Raw genomic sequence first — 17,844 nt, 5'->3', positions numbered from 1 at the left:
CGAGCGTGAGGCCCCCGGAGCCACCAGGCCCGGGGGCCTCACGCGTACCTCAGGGGCACATACCCAGGGGCGCGGGGAACTGCGCGACAAGCCCCCACCGGCCCGCAGCCGCTCACGGTCACAAGCCACCGCAAACAATGTCAGCCGGTCTCCGTAGACTGGGCCCCGTGAGCGAGCTCCCTCCAGACCACAACGCCGACGACCAGCCCGACCCCCTCGATCCCTTCGACGAGATCATCGCGGAGGAAACCGACCGCGACCCCGACCTCGCCGTCATCGAAGCCGGCAGCCGAACCCTGCGCACCCAGGGCGGCCCGCCCGACGCCGACATCCCGACGCGCCCCGCCGACCCCGAGGTCGACAAGGCCCTGCGCGAGGTCGAGACCGAGCTCGCCACCCGGTGGGGCGAGACCAAGCTGGAGCCCTCCGTCAGCCGTATCGCCGCGCTGATGGACGTCCTGGGGGAGCCGCAGCGGTCGTACCCGTCGATCCACATCACGGGGACGAACGGCAAGACCTCCACGGCCCGCATGATCGAGGCCCTGCTCGGCGCCTTCGAGCTGCGCACCGGCCGCTACACCTCGCCGCACGTGCAGTCGATCACCGAGCGCATCAGCCTCGACGGCGCCCCCATCGCGCCCGAGCGGTTCATCGAGACGTACCAGGACATCAAGCCGTACGTGGAGATGGTCGACGCCGCGCAGGAGTACCGGCTGTCGTTCTTCGAGGTGCTCACCGGCATGGCCTACGCGGCGTTCGCCGACGCCCCCGCTGACGTGGCCGTCGTCGAGGTCGGCATGGGCGGCTCCTGGGACGCCACGAACGTGATCGACGGTGACGTCGCCGTGATCACGCCCATAGACCTCGACCACACGGACCGGCTCGGCACCACGCACGCCGAGATCGCCACGGAGAAGGCCGGCATCATCAAGCAGGGTGCGACGGTCATCATGGCGCAGCAGCCGGTCGAGGCGGCTCAGGTGCTGCTGAAGAAGGCCGTCGAGGTGGACGCGACCGTGGCCCGGGAGGGCCTGGAGTTCGGCGTCGTCGAACGGCAGGTCGCCGTCGGCGGGCAGCTGGTGACGCTGCGCGGGCTCGGCGGCGAGTACCCCGAGGTGTACCTGCCGCTGCACGGCGCGCACCAGGCGCACAACGCGGCCGTCGCGCTCTCCGCCGTCGAGGCGTTCTTCGGCGTCGGCGCGCAGCGGGCCGACGCGCTGGACCTGGACACCGTCCGCAAGGCCTTCGCCGCCGTGGCCTCGCCGGGCCGGCTGGAGGTCGTGCGCCGTTCGCCGACGGTCGTGCTGGACGCCGCCCACAACCCGGCCGGTGCCCGGGCGGCGGCCGCGGCGATCGGGGAGGCGTTCCAGTTCAGCCGCCTCATCGGAGTGGTCGGCGCGAGCGGCGACAAGAACGTGCGGGAGCTGCTGGAGGCCTTCGAGCCGGTGTTCGCCGAGGTCGTGGTCACGCAGAACTCCAGCCACCGCGCGATGGACGCCGACGAGCTCGCCGGTATCGCCGTGGAGGTGTTCGGCGAGGAGCGCGTCCAGGTGGAGCCGCGGCTGCCGGACGCCCTGGAGGCCGCCATCACGCTGGCCGAGGAGGAGGGCGAGTTCTCCGGCGGTGGTGTGCTCGTCACCGGTTCCGTCATCACCGTCGGCGAGGCCCGACTGCTCCTGGGGAGGGGCTGAGTCCCGTGCGCACGCTCTGTTCTTCGACGCTGATCGGCGAGTTCTTCGTCATCGGGTTCGCCGGTCTGGTCGCCATGAAGGACCCGGACCTGTCCATGGCGACCGTGTGGACGGTCAGCGGCATCGCGATGCTCCTGTGCCTGGTGCTGTGCGGTCTGGTGACGCGTCCGGGCGGGGTCGCCCTCGGCTGGGCGCTGCAGATCGCGCTCATCGCGTCGGGGTTCATCGTGCCGACCATGTACTTCCTGGGCGCGATCTTCGCGGCCCTGTGGTGGGCGTCCGTCCACTACGGGCGGAAGGTGGACGAGGCGAAGGCCAGATTCGCGGCACAGGCGAGCTCGTCCACACCTGACGCTGCGTAACAGGCGCCCCGACACGCCGGGTAATCTCGTCCCACCGCAAGACCTTCACCTTCTAAGGAGCCCGTCGTGAGCCAGCGCACCCTCGTCCTCCTCAAGCCCGACGCCGTCCGTCGTGGCCTGACCGGCGAGATCATCAGCCGCATCGAGCGCAAGGCGGGCTGGCAGATCACCGCGCTGGAGCTGCGCACCCTGGACCAGGACACGCTGGAGCAGCACTACGGCGAGCACAAGGGCAAGCCCTTCTACGAGCCGCTGGTTCAGTTCATGGCGTCCGGCCCCGTCGTGGCGCTGATCGTCGAGGGCGAGCGGGTCATCGAGGGGGTGCGCGCGCTCGCCGGCCCGACCGACCCGATCGCCGCCGCCCCCGGATCCATCCGCGGCGACTACGGCGTCATCGTCCGGGAGAACCTGATCCACGCCTCCGACTCCGAGGAGTCCGCCGAGCGCGAAGTGAAGATTTTCTTCCCCGGCCGGGCGTAGCGTCCGCACCTCACCGGCACATACGGCAGGGTCTGGGGGCGGGGCCCCCGGACTTTGCGGCATATGCGTGGCGATCGAGGGAACGATGGGCCCCGAACGCCCGTCTCCAGAAGCGAATGCGGTCGGCATCTGCTGACAATGGCGGAGACCCTCCCGCAGTGTTCGCGAAGGCGCGTCTACGATGGAAGCCTTCACGTCACAGCACCCACCTTTGCCTACCTGAAAAGCCCTCAAAAGCTAGTGGGAAGGCCAGACGAATCCTGATGGGGAACTCAATGTCGTTCATCGGCCGTGACATGGCTGTCGACCTCGGGACCGCCAACACGCTGGTGTACGTCAGGGGTCGCGGGATCGTACTCAACGAGCCGTCCGTGGTCGCGATCAACACCAACACCGGTGGCATCCTCGCGGTCGGTGCCGAAGCGAAGAAGATGATCGGGCGCACGCCCGGCAACATCGTTGCCGTTCGTCCGCTGAAGGACGGCGTGATCGCCGACTTCGAGATCACCGAGCGGATGCTGCGCTACTTCATTCTGAAGATCCACAAGCGGCGGTATCTGGCTCGTCCGCGGGTCGTCGTCTGTGTGCCCTCGGGCATCACGGGCGTCGAGCGCCGCGCCGTCATCGAGGCGTCGTCCCAGGCCGGCGCCCGTCAGGTGCACATCATCGAGGAGCCCATGGCCGCGGCCATCGGCTCCGGCCTGCCGGTCCACGAGGCCACGGGCAACATGGTGGTCGACATCGGCGGCGGCACCACGGAGGTCGCGGTCATCTCCCTCGGCGGCATCGTCACCGCCCAGTCCATCCGGGTCGCCGGCGACGAACTGGACAACGCGATCATCCAGCACATCAAGAAGGAGTACTCCCTCCTGCTGGGTGAGCGCACGGCCGAGCAGATCAAGATCACGATCGGTTCGGCGTACGACCTCGATTCCGACGAGCACACCGAAATCCGAGGCCGGGACCTGGTCTCCGGACTGCCGAAGACCGTGGTCATCTCCGCGGCCGAGGTCCGCAAGGCGATCGAGGAGCCGGTCAACGCGATCGTCGACGCCGTCAAGACGACCCTCGACAAGTGTCCGCCGGAGCTGTCCGGCGACATCATGGACCGGGGAATCGTTCTGACCGGCGGCGGAGCACTGCTGCGTGGCCTCGACGAGCGGCTGCGCCGGGAGACCGGTATGCCGATCCACATCGCCGAGGACCCGCTGGACAGCGTGGCGCTGGGATCCGGAAAGTGCGTCGAGGAGTTCGAGGCGCTCCAGCAGGTGCTGGACGCCCAGCCGCGCAGATGACATAACTCTTCGATTCCGCCGTACGGGACGATCTCCCCTCGTGCGGCGGATCGTTGATACAGATGCATAAGCTCCCACAAAGCAGCCCCTCGGGATTCCCTGGGGCTTCCCGAATTCCTATGAGGAAGGGCACGGCCGCCGCACGTGAGGGACACACGAGAGAGCCGGCTGCTCCTGGTGCTGCTGATCGCCGTCGCGTTCGCGTTGATCACGGTGGACATCCGCGGTGGGGAGGACTCGCCCGTCGACGGTGCCCGGCAGGGTGCGGCGACGGTCTTCGGCCCGATCGAGAGCGGCGTCTCGGCCGCGGTCGACCCGGTCGGCAACGCGGTCTCCGCCATCCGCGACTCCGGTGACCGGCACGACCGGCTCGCCGCGCTGGAAGAGGAGAACGCGGCCCTGAAGGCCCGCCTCGGCAGCGACGACCGCAGCCGCAGCCGCCTCAAGCAGCTCGACAAGATGCTGAAGATCGCCGGCCAGGGCCAGTACGGCATCAAGGGCGCCCAGGTCATCGCCATCGGAGCCGCGCAGGGCTTCTCCTGGACCATCACCGTCGACGTCGGCGCCAACGACGGCATCAAGCGCGACATGACCGTCCTGAACGGGGAGGGGCTCGTCGGCCGCGTCACCACCGTCGGCCCCGACACCGCGACGGTCCTGCTGGCCAGCGACCCCGACTTCACCGTCGGCACCCGCATGGAGTCCGGCGACGAGCTCGGCTTCGCATCAGGGCAGGGCGACCGCCCGCTGCGCGTCGAACTCCTCAACGGCAAGGCCGAGGTGAAGAAGGGCGACCGCCTGGTCACCTTCGGCTCGCAGGCCGACCGGCCGTTCGTGCCCGGTGTGCCCGTCGGCGTGGTGTCCCGCGTGGACCCCTCCGGCGGCGGCCTGACCCGCACGCTGTACGTCACGCCGTACGCCAGTTTCACCAAGCTCGACATCGTCGGTGTCGTCGTCGAGGCCCCGAAGAAGGACCCGCGTGACACGGTGCTCCCGCCCAAGCCCAAGCCGACCCCCAGGCCGACGGTGACGGTGACCGTGACGCCGTCCCCCGAGGCACCCGTGGACGGCCAGAACCAGCAAGAGCAGTAGGAGCTGTCACCCCATGCGCGTCAACCGGATCCTGCTCTCCTCCGCCCTGGTCGTCGTCGCCCTGGTGATCCAGGTGAGCGTCCTCGCCCGCCTCCACCTGCCGGGCGCCGTGCCCGACCTGCTGCTGCTCACCGTGCTGGGCCTGGCGCTGGTGTACGGGCACGTGGGCGGCGCCCTCGTCGGCTTCGGCGCGGGTCTGCTCGCCGACCTGGCCCCGCCCGCCGACCACGCCGCCGGGCGCTACGCCCTCGTGCTGTGCGTCATCGGCTACCTCGCGGGCCTGGTGAAGCCCGAGTCGGGCCGGCTGAAGTCCGCCACCGGCCCCATGGTCGTGGTGGTGGCCGCCGCGGTCGGCTCCACCCTGCTCTACGCCGGTGTCGGTGCCCTCGTCGGCGACACCGCGGCCCGCCACGTGGGCCTCGGCAGCCTGCTGTTCACCGCCGCCCTGTACGACCTGCTGCTCGCCCCGTTCGTCGTGCCGGGGATCATGGCCCTGGCCCGGCGCGCCGACAACGACCCGCTCGCCGAGTCCACCTCGGCCGCCGCCAAGGCCACGGACATCTCCTCCGGCTGGCTCTCCGGCGGCACCGGCCTGAAGATCGGCAGCCAGCGCAACGGGCTGCGCGTGAAGGCCGCCCGGGCACGGATGGCCCGCGCCGGGCGCATCAAGGGGGTCAAGCGGCTGTGACCGCAGCGAAGTTCACCCGAACGGGGCGGTCCAGTAGGAACGCCGGTTCGTGGGCCGGGCGTTCATCACTCGACACCGCACACCCGTGCCCGGGCAGACCGCCGGCCCCGCACATCCGTTCGCACACCGAGAGGGGGAGGCAGCCGCAGTGACCAACATTCCCGAGACCGGCAGGAACTCACGGGTCCAGATCCGGCTCGTCGTCATCCAGGTCCTCGTCCTCTCCCTCCTGTTCACCCTCGGCGGACGCCTGTGGTACCTCCAGATCCGTGAGGGTGCCGCATACGCCAAGGAGGCGTCGGGCAACCACGTCCAGCAGGTCGTCCAGCCGGCCGTCCGCGGCTCGATCCTGGACGCCCGGGGCGTGGCCATCGCGGACAACGAGACGCGGCTGGTGGTCTCCGCCTCCCGCACCGACCTGCTGAAGATGAAGGACGACGGCAAGGAAGTCCTCACCAAGCTCGCCGGGGTCCTGGGCATGACGCCCGAGGACGTCCGGATGAAGGTCCGGCTGTGCGACGCCGAGACACCGCAGCCCTGCTGGAACGGCTCGCCCTACCAGCCCATCCCCATCACCGACGAGGCCACCCCCAAGCAGGCTCTGCAGATCCGCGAGCGCGCCGAGGACTTCCCCGGCATCACCGCCGAGCCGGAGGCCGTGCGCCGCTACCCGAGCCCCGGCAAGGCCAACACCGCCCAGGTCCTCGGCTACCTCTCGCCGGTCACCGACGAGGAGATCAAGAAGGCGCAGAACACCAACTCGCCCTACCTGCGTTCCGACCAGGTCGGCCGCTCGGGCCTGGAGCGCCAGTACGACAGGGCACTGCGCGGCAAGGCCGGCGTCACCCGCTACGAGGTCGACAACCTCGGCCGGGTCATCGGCCAGGCCGAGGCCGACCCGGCCCACCCCGGCGACAACCTCGTCACCAGCATCGACTCCCGGGTCCAGCGGATCGCCGAGTACCAGCTGAACGAGGCGATGAAGGAAGCCCGCAAGCAGAACGACCGCAACACCGGCACCAACTACAAGGCCGACTCCGGCGCGGTCGTGGTCATGGAGGCCAAGACCGGCCGCGTCGTCGCCATGGCCTCGAACCCCACCTACGACCCGAACGCCTGGGTGGGCGGCATCTCCGCCAAGGACTACACACGCCTCACCGGCAAGAGCTCCAACTACCCGCTGCTCAACCGCGCCATCCAGGGCCAGTCCGCCCCCGGCTCGATCTTCAAGGTCGTCCCGACGGCCGCCGCGGTCAACGCCGGGTACTCCTTCGACGGCCCCTACAACTGCTCCAGCTCGTACTCGATCGGCGGCCAGGTCTTCAAGAACTTCGAATCCCAGAGCCACGGCCCGATCAGCCTCGGCCGCGCCCTCGAGGTCTCCTGCGACACGGTCTTCTACCGGCTCTCCCACGAGGAGTGGAAGCGCGACGGCGGCACCAAGCCGAAGAAGAACCCCAACGACTGGTTCTACAAGACGGCCCACCAGTTCGGCCTCGGCAAGGAGACCGGCATCGACCTGCCCAACGAGGTCACCGGCCGCGTCCCCGACCGCCAGTGGAAGCTGAACTACTGGAAGGCCAACAAGGACGCCTGGTGCCGCACGGGCAAGCGCAACGGCAGCTACGCCGAGAAGATCGCCTACGAGAACTGCCTCGAAGGCAACCGCATGCGCGCCGGTGACTCCGTCAACTACTCCATCGGCCAGGGCGACACCCTCGTCACGCCCATCCAGATGGCCACCATCTACTCGGCCATCTCCAACGGCGGCACCCTCTACAACCCCTCCGTCGGCAAGGCCGTCATCAGCGCCGACGGCAAGACCGTCTCGCCGATCAAGCCCAAGTCGCACGGCAGGCTGCCGATGACGCAGAAGACGCGCGACGAGATAGACGGAGCCCTCGCGGGAGTCGCCACCCGTGGTACGGCCGCCTGGAGGTTCGGCGGCTGGCCGCAGGACAAGATCCCGATGCACGCCAAGACGGGTACGGCGGAGGTCTACGGCAAGCAGACGACCTCCTGGTTCGCCACGTACACCAAGGACTACTCGATCGTCATGACGATCTCCCAGGGTGGTACGGGCTCCGGCGCCTCGGGCCCCGCCGTCCGCAACATCTACAACGCGCTGTACGGCGTCTCCGAGGACGGCGACATCGACGCGAAGAAGGCACTGCTGCCCACGCCGCAGAAGACCCTGCCCAAGATCAAGACGGACGGCACGATCGCTTCCCCGAAGGTCCCCAAGGACCCGGCCAAGGACCGCCAGGCGAAGAAGAAGGACCCGAACGCCCCGGCGGACCCGCTCCAGCCGGTCACGTCGGCCCCGCCGTCCCCCGAGAACCGCAACACCCGAAGGCGGCGGCGCCGCCGGGGAAGCCGGAGGTTGTCAGCATGACCGGCGGTGTGAACAGCTTCCAGGTCTCCGGTTACGGGCCCGAGCGCTCCGGCTGGACGCGGCTGCTGGCCCGTGACTCGGTGGCGCGGCGCCTCGACTGGCCGATCCTGCTGTCGGCGCTGGCACTGTCGCTGCTCGGCACGCTCCTGGTCTACTCGGCGACCCGCAACCGCACCGAGCTCAACCAGGGCGACCCGTACTTCTTCCTCATCCGGCACCTGCTCAACACCGGCATCGGCCTGGCCCTGATGGCCGGGACGATCTGGCTCGGCCACCGCGGCCTGCGCACGGCCGTCCCGGTCCTGTACGGGTTCTCCCTGCTGCTGATCCTGCTCGTGCTGACCCCGCTCGGCTCCACGATCAACGGCGCCCACTCCTGGATCAAGCTGCCCGGCGGCTTCTCGCTCCAGCCCTCGGAGTTCGTGAAGGTCACGATCATCCTGGGCATGGCGATGCTGCTGGCGGCCCGGGTCGACGCCGGCGACAAGCAGTACCCCGACCACCGCACGGTCGTGCAGGCCCTCGGCCTGGCCACCGTGCCGATGCTGATCGTGATGCTGATGCCCGACCTCGGGTCGGTCATGGTGATGGTCATCATCGTGCTCGGCGTGCTGCTGGCCTCCGGGGCGTCCAACCGGTGGGTGTTCGGCCTGCTCGGCGCGGGCACCCTGGGCGCGGTCACCGTCTGGCAGATCGGGATCCTCGACGAGTACCAGATCAACCGGTTCGCCGCCTTCGCCAACCCCGAGCTCGACCCGGCCGGTGTCGGCTACAACACCAACCAGGCCCGTATCGCCATCGGTTCGGGCGGCCTGACCGGCTCCGGCCTCTTCCACGGCTCGCAGACCACCGGCCAGTTCGTGCCCGAACAGCAGACGGACTTCGTCTTCACCGTGGCGGGGGAGGAGCTGGGCTTCCTCGGCGGCGGCCTGATCATCCTGCTCCTCGGCATCGTCCTGTGGCGGGCCTGCCGGATCGCCCGGGAGACCACGGACCTGTACGGCACGATCGTGGCCGCGGGCATCGTCGCCTGGTTCGCCTTCCAGACGTTCGAGAACGTCGGCATGACGCTCGGCATCATGCCCGTCACGGGCCTGCCGCTGCCGTTCGTGTCGTACGGCGGATCGTCGATGTTCGCCGTGTGGATAGCGGTGGGGCTGTTGCAGTCGATCCGGGTGCAACGGCCGATGTCGGCCTAGCGTCCCAGGAAGGGGGAACGGAATGTCCGGGGAGTACGTGGCCCGGTGCCCGGTGACCGAGGAACTGGTGAGCCAGCTCCTCACGTTGGCGGAGCTGGATCTGACCGACGACGACGCCGTCGAGGCGCGGATGCGGGACGCCGGCTGGTCCGACTGGTCGCAGACGGTGCAGGGCCCGGCGTACGAGGACACACCCGACGTCCCCGACGCCACCCACGTCACCCCGCAGGGGCACTTCGTCACCTGCGACGGCGACGGCTCGCTGCACCTTCCCTTCGCCTACCTCTACTCGGTCGACGGGGGCCTCCTGGACGAGGACTGCTGGGGCCCCATGCCCGGCTGGACCAGCGAGGAGGGCGCCTGGCGGCCGGAGTTCGACGCCCACTTCGCCGCCGTCGTCCAGCGCTTCACCGACCGGCTGGGGCTGCCCGACCACGACGTCCGGCAGCCCCGGTACGACACGCGGTACGTCAGCTGGCGCCTGGAGCACAACGCGCTGATCGTCGGACAGGGCCCGGAGCCACTCTCGTACCACCAGTTCGAGGACGCCCATGTGTACCTCGTCTCCCGGACGGACAAGGACGCGCCCTTCCCGGACGGCGAGGAGCTGCGGGCCCTGCTGACGACCTGAGGAGGACGGGCCACCCGGAGGGCGTCCACCACTGCTGTCCGGGCCGGTCAGCCACTAGATTTGTGCCATGGCGGAGACGAAACGCGAGATCGAGCGCAAGTACGAATCCGACGAGGGCGGCCTTCCCGACCTGACCGGCGTCGCCGGGGTCGCGGCCGTCGAGGACAGGGGCGTCGCCCACCTCGACGCGACCTACCACGACACCGCGGACGAACGCCTCGCCGCGTCGTCCGTCACCCTGCGCCGCCGCACCGGTGGATCCGACGCCGGCTGGCACCTCAAGTTCCCGATCGCTCCCGACGTCCGCGACGAGATCCGCGCCCCGCTCACCGACACCCTCCCCGAGGACCTCGCCGCGCTGGTCCGCTCCCGCGTGCGCGACAGCGAGCTGCTCCCCCTGGTCCGGCTGCGCTCCGACCGAGACGTACGGCACCTGCTCGACGCCGACGGCCGACTGCTCGCCGAGGTGAGCGTGGACACCGTGCGCGCCGAGCGGCTCACCGGACGCGGCGGCGAAGCGCGGTGGAGCGAGATCGAGGTGGAGCTCGCCGACGGGGGCGACCCGGCCCTGCTCGACAAGGTGGAGAAGCGGCTGCGCAAGGCGGGCGTACGGCCGTCGGCATCGTCGTCGAAGCTCGCCCGAGCCCTGGAGGAAACGGCACCGGGGAAGCGGCGCAAGCCGGCGCCCGCCCGGAAACCGGTGACCGCCGGAGACCATGTGCTCGCCTACGTGCGCACCCAGCGGGACGCGATCGTCGAGCTCGATCCCGCCGTCCGCCGGGACGCGGAGGACTCCGTGCACAGCATGCGGGTGGCCACCCGCCGGCTGCGCAGCACGTTCAAGTCGTTCGGTGAGATCCTCGACCGGGCCGTCACCGGCCCCGTCGCCGACGAGCTGAAGTGGCTCGCCGGCGAGCTGGGCCGGGACCGTGACCGCGAGGTGCTGACCGAACGGCTGACGTCGGCCGTCGGCGACGTGCCCGAGGACCTGGTCCGCGGCCCGGTCGCGAGGCGCCTGCACTCCTGGTCGAACGCCGAGCACGGCAGCGCCCGCGGCCGCCTCCTCGGTGTCCTGGACTCCCACCGCTACCTGACCCTGCTCGACACCCTGGACGCACTGATCGCCGACCCGCCCCTGCTGAAGGCGGCCGGCAAGAAACCCCGCAAACCGATCGCCAAGGCCGTGCGGAAGGACTTCCGCAAGGTGTCCCGGCTGATCGAGCTGGCGGCGGACCTGGAGACCGGCACCGACCGGGACGCCGCGCTGCACGATGCCCGCAAGAAGGCCAAGCGCACCCGCTACGCGGCGGAAGCGGCCGAACCCGTCCTCGGCAAGCCGGCCAAGGCCTTGGTCAAGTCCGTGAAGGCACTGCAGAACCTGCTGGGCGAGCACCAGGACAGCGTCATGGCCCGGCAGGCCCTGCGCGAGCTGTCGGCGGTCGCCCACGCGGCGGGGGAGAGCGCCTTCACCTACGGCCTCCTCCACGAGCGCGAGGAGCAGCGAGCGGTGCGCGTGGAGGCGGAACTGCCCGGGTTCTGGGCCGGGATCAAGGACGGTACGGCGGACCTCTGATCCTCCGGCGTACAGAGGTACCCCGCGACCGCGTTAGTCTGGATGGTCACCCCTGTCAGTTCAGTCCAGCTCACGAAGGTGCGCGACATGCCTGCCGAAGTCGCTGCGTCGGTCTTCCCGCAGCTCGAAGCTCTGCTCCCGCATGTGCAGAAGCCGATCCAGTACGTCGGCGGAGAGCTCAACTCCACGGTCAAGGACTGGGACTCCTGTGACGTCCGCTGGGCGCTCATGTACCCGGACGCCTACGAGGTCGGTCTGCCCAACCAGGGCGTCATGATCCTCTACGAGGTGCTCAACGAGCAGCAGGGCGTCCTCGCCGAGCGCACGTACAGCGTGTGGCCGGACCTGGAGGAGCTCATGCGGGAGCACCACGTCCCGCAGTTCACGGTGGACAGCCACCGCCCGGTCAAGGCCTTCGACGTGTTCGGCCTGTCCTTCTCCACGGAGCTGGGCTACACGAACATGCTCGCTGCCCTCGACCTGGCCGGCATCCCGCTCGAATCCAAGGACCGCGGCCTGGACGACCCGATCGTCCTGGCCGGCGGCCACGCGGCGTTCAACCCCGAGCCGATCGCCGACTTCATCGACTGCGCCGTGATCGGCGACGGCGAGCAGGCGGTCCTGGAGATCACCGCGATCATCCGCGCCTGGAAGGCCGAGGGCCGCCCCGGCGGCCGCGAGGAGCTCCTCTTCCGCCTGGCGCGGACGGGCGGGGTGTACGTCCCCGGCTTCTACGACGTCGAGTACCTGCCGGACGGCCGGATCGCCCGTGTCGTGCCGAAGCGCAGCGGCGTGCCGTGGCGGGTCTCCAAGCACACCGTCATGGACCTCGACGAGTGGCCGTACCCTAAGCAGCCGCTGGTCCCGCTGGCCGAGACGGTGCACGAGCGCATGTCGGTGGAGATCTTCCGCGGCTGCACCCGCGGCTGCCGCTTCTGCCAGGCGGGCATGATCACGCGCCCGGTGCGCGAGCGCTCCATCACGGGTATCGGCGACATGGTCGAGAAGGGCCTGAAGGCGACGGGCTTCGAGGAGGTCGGCCTGCTGTCGCTGTCCTCCGCCGACCACACGGAGATCGGCGACATCGCCAAGGGCCTCGCCGACCGCTACGAGGACGACAAGATCGGCCTGTCGCTCCCCTCCACCCGTGTGGACGCCTTCAACATCGACCTGGCGAACGAGCTCACCAGGAACGGCCGTCGCTCGGGCCTGACCTTCGCCCCCGAGGGCGGCTCGGAACGCATCCGCAAGGTCATCAACAAGATGGTCTCGGAAGAGGACCTGATCCGCACGGTCTCGACGGCGTACGGCAACGGCTGGCGTCAGGTGAAGCTGTACTTCATGTGCGGCCTGCCGACCGAGACCGACGACGACGTCCTGCAGATCGCCGACATGGCGACCAAGGTCATCGCCAAGGGCCGCGAGGTCTCCCGCTCCAACGACATCCGCTGCACGGTCTCGATCGGCGGCTTCGTCCCCAAGCCGCACACACCCTTCCAGTGGGCCCCGCAGCTCTCCGCGGAGGAGACGGACGCCCGGCTGCAGAAGCTGCGCGACAAGATCCGCGGCGACAAGAAGTACGGCCGCTCCATCGGCTTCCGCTACCACGACGGCAAGCCCGGCATCGTCGAGGGCCTCCTGTCGCGCGGCGACCGCCGCATCGGCGCGGTCATCCGCGCGGTCTACGACGACGGCGGCCGCTTCGACGGCTGGCGCGAGCACTTCTCCTACGACCGCTGGATGGCCTGCGCCGACAAGACGCTGCCCGCCTTCGGAGTCGACGTCGACTGGTACACCACCCGTGAGCGCACCTACGAGGAGGTCCTCCCCTGGGACCACCTCGACTCGGGCCTGGACAAGGACTGGCTCTGGGAGGACTGGCAGGACTCCCTCGACGAGACCGAGGTCGACGACTGCCGCTGGACGCCGTGCTTCGACTGCGGGGTGTGCCCGCAGATGGACACGGCCATACAAATCGGTCCCACCGGGAAGAAACTGCTGCCTCTGACGGTCAAGAATGCCGCGCCGGCGCCGAGCGGGCACGAGCACTGAGGTGAGTGACGCACTCGTTCGGGTGATGGATGCCCTGGCGGGGGCGGGCGAGGACGAGGTGACCGCTGCGCTGGCTGCTGTCGGGGCTACGAGCCGTCGGCAGCCGGCGCAGCAGTGTGGGCCTTGTACGCCTCTGCCGGGCCCGGGAGGGTCTTCGGCTATCCACTCTGAGGTGGAGTGGGTCTGAGGCTCCGGAGCCTCGCTGAAGCGTTTCTGGCGACTACTGAGCCCCCTTCGACCCGGAGGGGGCTCAGTAGTGTCGGCGCTCGATGACGTCCTTGCACGGTGAGGTTGCGTCGTGAAGAACGGGTGCGCGGTGACGTGCCCGAACGATCCGTTCTGATCGCTTTGGCAACTTGATATTCACGACGGCGATTGCTGGATACAGTCGTTTTGTTACTACTGGTTGCGGGGGCAACTAGAGCTTGGTCGGGTGTGCCGACGTCCTGGGGAGGGCCTGTAGCGCATGAGTCGTCGCTCTGCTGGTTTTGTCGGTGCCTGGGCTGAGATTCAGCGGCAGCAACAACGTCAGGTGGAAGCCGAGGCGAGGCAGCGTCGGGAGGAGGCGCGGCAGGCCCGGGCTTACCAGCGCTCTGCTGCGCAAGGCCACCGGGAGTACCACCAGGCGGAGGCCAGGCGGCGTACGGAGGAGCTGGAAGCTCAGGTTGCGTCCCTGCAAGGTCTGCTGGCTACGGGATGCCAGGCGTCGGCCTTCAGGGCATCGTCTCTGATGCGTGCGGAAGACATCCCGCCGTTCGATCCCGGGCCACTTGCATGGCCGGTGCGGATGCCCGACCCGAACCAGTACCAGGCTCAGGGTGGCTGGACCGCCAACAGGCGAGCACAGGCACAGGCTGAGGCGCGGGCTCGGTTCGAGCACGACTGGCATGCTGCGCAGGTCGCCGAGGGGCAGCGGCAGCAGCAGTTAGCCGCGTTGCAGCGGGACTACGAGCAGAGGGCAGAGTCTCTTCGGGCCGAGGTGCGTGGGCACAACGCCGGAGTCCTTGAGACGACCGAGGGGGTCAGGCGGGGCGATTCTGACTCCGTGGTCGAGTACTTCTCCGCTGCGCTGTACGCGTCGACGGCATGGCCGGAGGGTTTTCCTCGGCAGGTGGCGGCGGCCTACGACGTAGCGGGGCGGCAGTTGGTGCTGGACTGGGAACTGCCCACGTACGACGTTGTTCCGGAAGCGAAGTCCGTGAGGTACCTGTCCCGGGAGGATCAGTACAAGGAAGCGGCACGGCCGGTGAGCCAGCGTCGGGCGCTGTACCGGGAAGTGCTGGGGCAGAACATGCTGCTGGTGCTGCATCAGCTGTTCACGGCGGACGAGTACGGCATCCTCGACTCGATAGCCCTGAACGGCTTCGTGGACGCCCCCGACCCGGCGACAGGTCGACAGACGCAGATCTTCCTGGCGACCGTCATGGTTTCTCGGGCGGCTTTCACGGACCTGCATCTGGGGCAGGTGGACCCGGTGAGCTGCCTGACAGACGCGCTGAGGGGACAGATCTCAACCCGGCCCGACCAACTCACTTCCGTGCGGCTGAGCCGGCAGCCCCAGGACGTCGGTAGTCCTGTGGCTGCCCACGGTGGCGATCACGAGCCGAACCTGTACGACATGGATCCGATCGCTTTCGAGTCCCTCGTCGCCGATCTGTTCCGCGCCATGGGTATGCAGGCCGTGACGACTCAGCGCTCGAACGATGGTGGCGTGGATGTCGATGCGATGGACCCGACTCCTATCCGCGGCGGCAAGATCGTCGTGCAGGTGAAGCGCTATCGCAACACGGTACCGCCCACGGCTGTGCGCGATCTTTACGGCACGGTTCAAGACGTCGGCGCCAACAAGGGTGTTCTGGTGACGACCTCCGGTTTCGGACCGGGCTCTCAAACCTTTGCCCGTGGCAAGCCTCTGGAGCTCATCTCGGGCACCGAACTCGTTGACCTGCTGCACAGGCATGGGCTTCGTGGGCGCTTGGGAGAGAGAGGGCCAGGAGTCCCAGCGCAGCCGACGCTGTCTGACCCTGCGGCTCCGCTCGACGACTACAACGTGCTGGGTATGACGTGGTCAGGCAGCGTCACACTCGACGTATGCGCGCTGGTCTGCCATGGCAGCCAGGTCCTCAGCGAAGACCACTTCGTCTTCTTCAACAACCCGCAGACACCTGACGGCTCGGTACGCGCAATACCGGCTGCGGGACCGGACAAGGCAGCCGTTCGTGTCGCCTTCGACGCGCTGCCGGAGGCGGCTGATCGGTTCGTACTGGTGGCGGCTGTGGACCCGGAAGTGAATCCGGAGGCCGACCTTTCCGGGTTCACCGATGCCGGCATCCGGCTGCTGGACCCGGCGATGGCTGAGCTCGGGCGACTCGAGGTTTCCGAGGGGCGTGCTGGGGAGACCGCTCTGGTGCTCGGATCCTTCCGGCGCAGGCCCACCGGTGACTGGGACTTTGTGCTGGGCGGGAAGGGATACATGGGTGGCTTGGAGCAGCTCCTCCAGGATTACGGCATCGACGTTGAGTGACGCTTCTCTGGCGACACTTAGCCTCGCGCTTTCGCGAGCGGGCCTGTCCGGGTCTTGATCAAATAAATGGAGAGTGCTGCTGACCTGCAACGATGGGACTTGTCGAGGGTCCTGTCAGCTGCAAGGGAAGAAGCACTCTCCAGGTGAAGAAGCGTAGCGGGTCGTACCCGCGTGTCCGTGTCGAGGGCGGCGGCCGGGCCGTGGTCTCGCAGGCGGGTTCGGTGTTGCTGGTCGAGACGGTCCGCAAGTCCGGCCTGGACGCGGCGATATCGGCGGGACTCACACCGTGGCGCAAGCCGCGGGCCGTGCACGATCCGGGCAAGGTCCTGCTGGATGTGGCCCTGGCCGTCGCACTCGGTGGCGACTGCCTGGCCGACGTCGGCATGCTGCGGGCTGAGCCGGGCGTGTTCGGCCCGGTGGCTTCCGATCCGACGGTCTCCCGGTTGATCGACGCCCTCGCGGCTTCGGGTAAGAAGGCGCTAACCGCGATCCGCGCCGCACGTTCCGAAGTCCGCGAAAGAGTATGGGAGTCGGCCGGCAAGCAGGGTCCGGATGCCGGCGGGCAGGTGATCGTGGACCTGGACGGGGTCCTGGTCGTCGCGCACTCGGACAAGCAGGACGCCGCCCCGACCTGGAAGAAGACCTACGGCCACCACCCGCTCATGGGGTTCGTCGACCACGGCCCGGGAGGAACCGGAGAACCCGTTGCGGCTCTCCTGCGCCCAGGCAACGCGGGCTCGAACACGGCCGCCGACCACATCACCGCCACCCGCCTGGCCCTCGCTCAACTGCCGGGGAAGTACCGGCGGGGACGGCGGACACTGATCCGCTGCGACTCCGGCGGCGGCACCCACGAGTTCGTGGCCTGGCTCGCCCAGCGCGGACGCTGGCTGTCCTACTCGGTCGGCATGGTGATCACCGAGGCCGTCCACCAGCACGTCCTGAAGATCCCCGCGTCGGCCTGGACACCGGCCGTCGAGACAAGCGGCGAGGTCCGTGACGGGGCATGGGTCGCCGAACTCACCGGTGACCTGCTCGACGGATGGGCGAAGGGCATGCGGTTGATCGTCCGCAAGGAACGGCCGCACCCCGGAGCCCAGTTGAGAATCACGGACGCGGACGGCATGCGGATCACCTGCTTCGCCACCAACACCCCCGACCGGCCGATCGCCGAACTCGAACTCCGTCATCGGCTGCGGGCCCGCGCGGAGGACCGCATCCGGGCCGCACGTTCGACCGGCCTGCGAAACCTCCCCTTGCACGACACCGCGCAGAACAGGGTCTGGCTGGAGATCGTCCAGATCGCTCTCGACCTGCTGGCCTGGATGCCCGTGCTCGCCCTGACCGGCCAAGCCCGCCTCTGGGAACCGCGCCGCCTGCGGCTCCGCCTGTTCTCCGCGGCCGGTCAGCTCGTCACCACCGGCCGGCGGCGCATCCTCCGCCTCGCCCACCATTGGCCTTGGACCCGCGAGATCACAGACGCCCTCGAACGGCTTGCACTCCTGCCGAACCCCGGCTGACCGACGGACTCGCCTGTCCCTACGAGAAGAGGATCCAGCCCGGAGCAGTGGAACCCGGCGTCCACCCGAGACGACACCCGGGCCCTCAACCTGCACGGCCACAGCCACCGACAACGAAATGGGCCCCCGACTCCGTCGGCGGCCCATCACGAAAGATCGAGGTTAGTCTGATCGAAAGCGAGATCGTGATCATTGACGCTGATGGAACGGAGGACCCGTTCGACCCTGCGGCCTGGTTCTCGTGAGACTAAGGGCTGTCCCGCAAAGATCTTGGCTCCGAGTGCGGAGCAGTCTGAAGGGGCGGCGAGGTGCTCAGCCGGTGGTCCGTGAGGTGTCCAGGGA

13 protein-coding genes are annotated in these 17,844 nt (G+C 69.0%); all 13 read left to right on the top strand.

Annotated features, from left to right (window positions below):
- Nucleotides 1–167 precede the first annotated feature (167 nt).
- The 13 genes from ACFCXS_RS37760 to ACFCXS_RS37700 all read left to right on the top strand — a co-directional run bounded on the left by ACFCXS_RS37760 (nt 168) and on the right by ACFCXS_RS37700 (nt 17,502).
- Entirely contained in the window at nt 168–1,691 is a 1,524-nt protein-coding gene (locus tag ACFCXS_RS37760; RefSeq protein ID WP_376647864.1) for a bifunctional folylpolyglutamate synthase/dihydrofolate synthase, read from the top strand.
- 5 nt (nt 1,692–1,696) lie between these two features.
- Nucleotides 1,697–2,053, top strand: coding sequence for a DUF4233 domain-containing protein (locus ACFCXS_RS37755; RefSeq protein ID WP_376647863.1), 357 nt, complete (start codon nt 1,697–1,699; stop codon nt 2,051–2,053).
- Nucleotides 2,054–2,119: 66 nt separating this feature from the next.
- Nucleotides 2,120–2,533 carry a nucleoside-diphosphate kinase gene (gene ndk / locus ACFCXS_RS37750; protein ID WP_256914730.1) on the top strand — a complete coding sequence of 138 codons (414 nt, stop codon included), beginning with the start codon at nt 2,120–2,122 and terminating at the stop codon, nt 2,531–2,533.
- Nucleotides 2,534–2,808: 275 nt separating this feature from the next.
- Nucleotides 2,809–3,828 (top strand): rod shape-determining protein, encoded by a 1,020-nt coding sequence (locus ACFCXS_RS37745; RefSeq protein ID WP_004001297.1) that lies wholly within the window; start codon nt 2,809–2,811, stop codon nt 3,826–3,828.
- 144 nt (nt 3,829–3,972) lie between these two features.
- Nucleotides 3,973–4,920 carry a rod shape-determining protein MreC gene (gene mreC / locus ACFCXS_RS37740; RefSeq protein ID WP_376647862.1) on the top strand — a complete coding sequence of 316 codons (948 nt, stop codon included), beginning with the start codon at nt 3,973–3,975 and terminating at the stop codon, nt 4,918–4,920.
- 13 nt (nt 4,921–4,933) lie between these two features.
- Entirely contained in the window at nt 4,934–5,608 is a 675-nt protein-coding gene (gene mreD, locus ACFCXS_RS37735) for a rod shape-determining protein MreD (protein WP_344453526.1), read from the top strand.
- Nucleotides 5,609–5,756: 148 nt separating this feature from the next.
- Nucleotides 5,757–8,003 (top strand): penicillin-binding protein 2, encoded by a 2,247-nt coding sequence (mrdA, locus tag ACFCXS_RS37730; RefSeq protein ID WP_376647861.1) that lies wholly within the window; start codon nt 5,757–5,759, stop codon nt 8,001–8,003.
- Nucleotides 8,000–9,202 carry a rod shape-determining protein RodA gene (gene rodA / locus ACFCXS_RS37725; RefSeq protein WP_376647860.1) on the top strand — a complete coding sequence of 401 codons (1,203 nt, stop codon included), beginning with the start codon at nt 8,000–8,002 and terminating at the stop codon, nt 9,200–9,202. Before mrdA ends, rodA begins: the two co-directional genes overlap by 4 nt.
- 22 nt (nt 9,203–9,224) lie before the next feature.
- Nucleotides 9,225–9,833, top strand: a complete 609-nt coding sequence (locus ACFCXS_RS37720) for a hypothetical protein (RefSeq protein WP_376647859.1) — start codon at nt 9,225–9,227, stop codon at nt 9,831–9,833.
- A gap of 67 nt (nt 9,834–9,900) precedes the next feature.
- The gene (locus ACFCXS_RS37715) at nt 9,901–11,406 is read left to right on the top strand and encodes a CHAD domain-containing protein (RefSeq protein WP_376647858.1); all 1,506 of its coding nucleotides are present in this window, start codon (nt 9,901–9,903) and stop codon (nt 11,404–11,406) included.
- An 87-nt stretch (nt 11,407–11,493) separates the two neighbouring features.
- On the top strand, nt 11,494–13,458 hold the full coding sequence (locus ACFCXS_RS37710) for a TIGR03960 family B12-binding radical SAM protein (RefSeq protein ID WP_376647857.1): 1,965 nt from the start codon (nt 11,494–11,496) through the stop codon (nt 13,456–13,458).
- Between the two features lie 466 nt (nt 13,459–13,924).
- Complete coding sequence (locus tag ACFCXS_RS37705) at nt 13,925–15,982, top strand: restriction endonuclease (protein ID WP_376647856.1); 2,058 nt, start codon at nt 13,925–13,927, stop codon at nt 15,980–15,982.
- Between the two features lie 143 nt (nt 15,983–16,125).
- Nucleotides 16,126–17,502: an IS1380 family transposase gene (locus ACFCXS_RS37700; RefSeq protein ID WP_376647855.1), complete on the top strand. Its 1,377-nt coding sequence runs from the start codon at nt 16,126–16,128 to the stop codon at nt 17,500–17,502.
- The last annotated feature ends 342 nt before the right edge of the window (nt 17,503–17,844 follow it).

This window comes from Streptomyces sp. NPDC056373, from assembly GCF_042262425.1.
Taxonomy (GTDB): Bacteria; Actinomycetota; Actinomycetes; order Streptomycetales; family Streptomycetaceae; genus Streptomyces.
The sequence above is the reverse complement of the archived record's forward strand: the minus strand, read 5'-3'. Positions and strand labels throughout refer to the sequence as shown.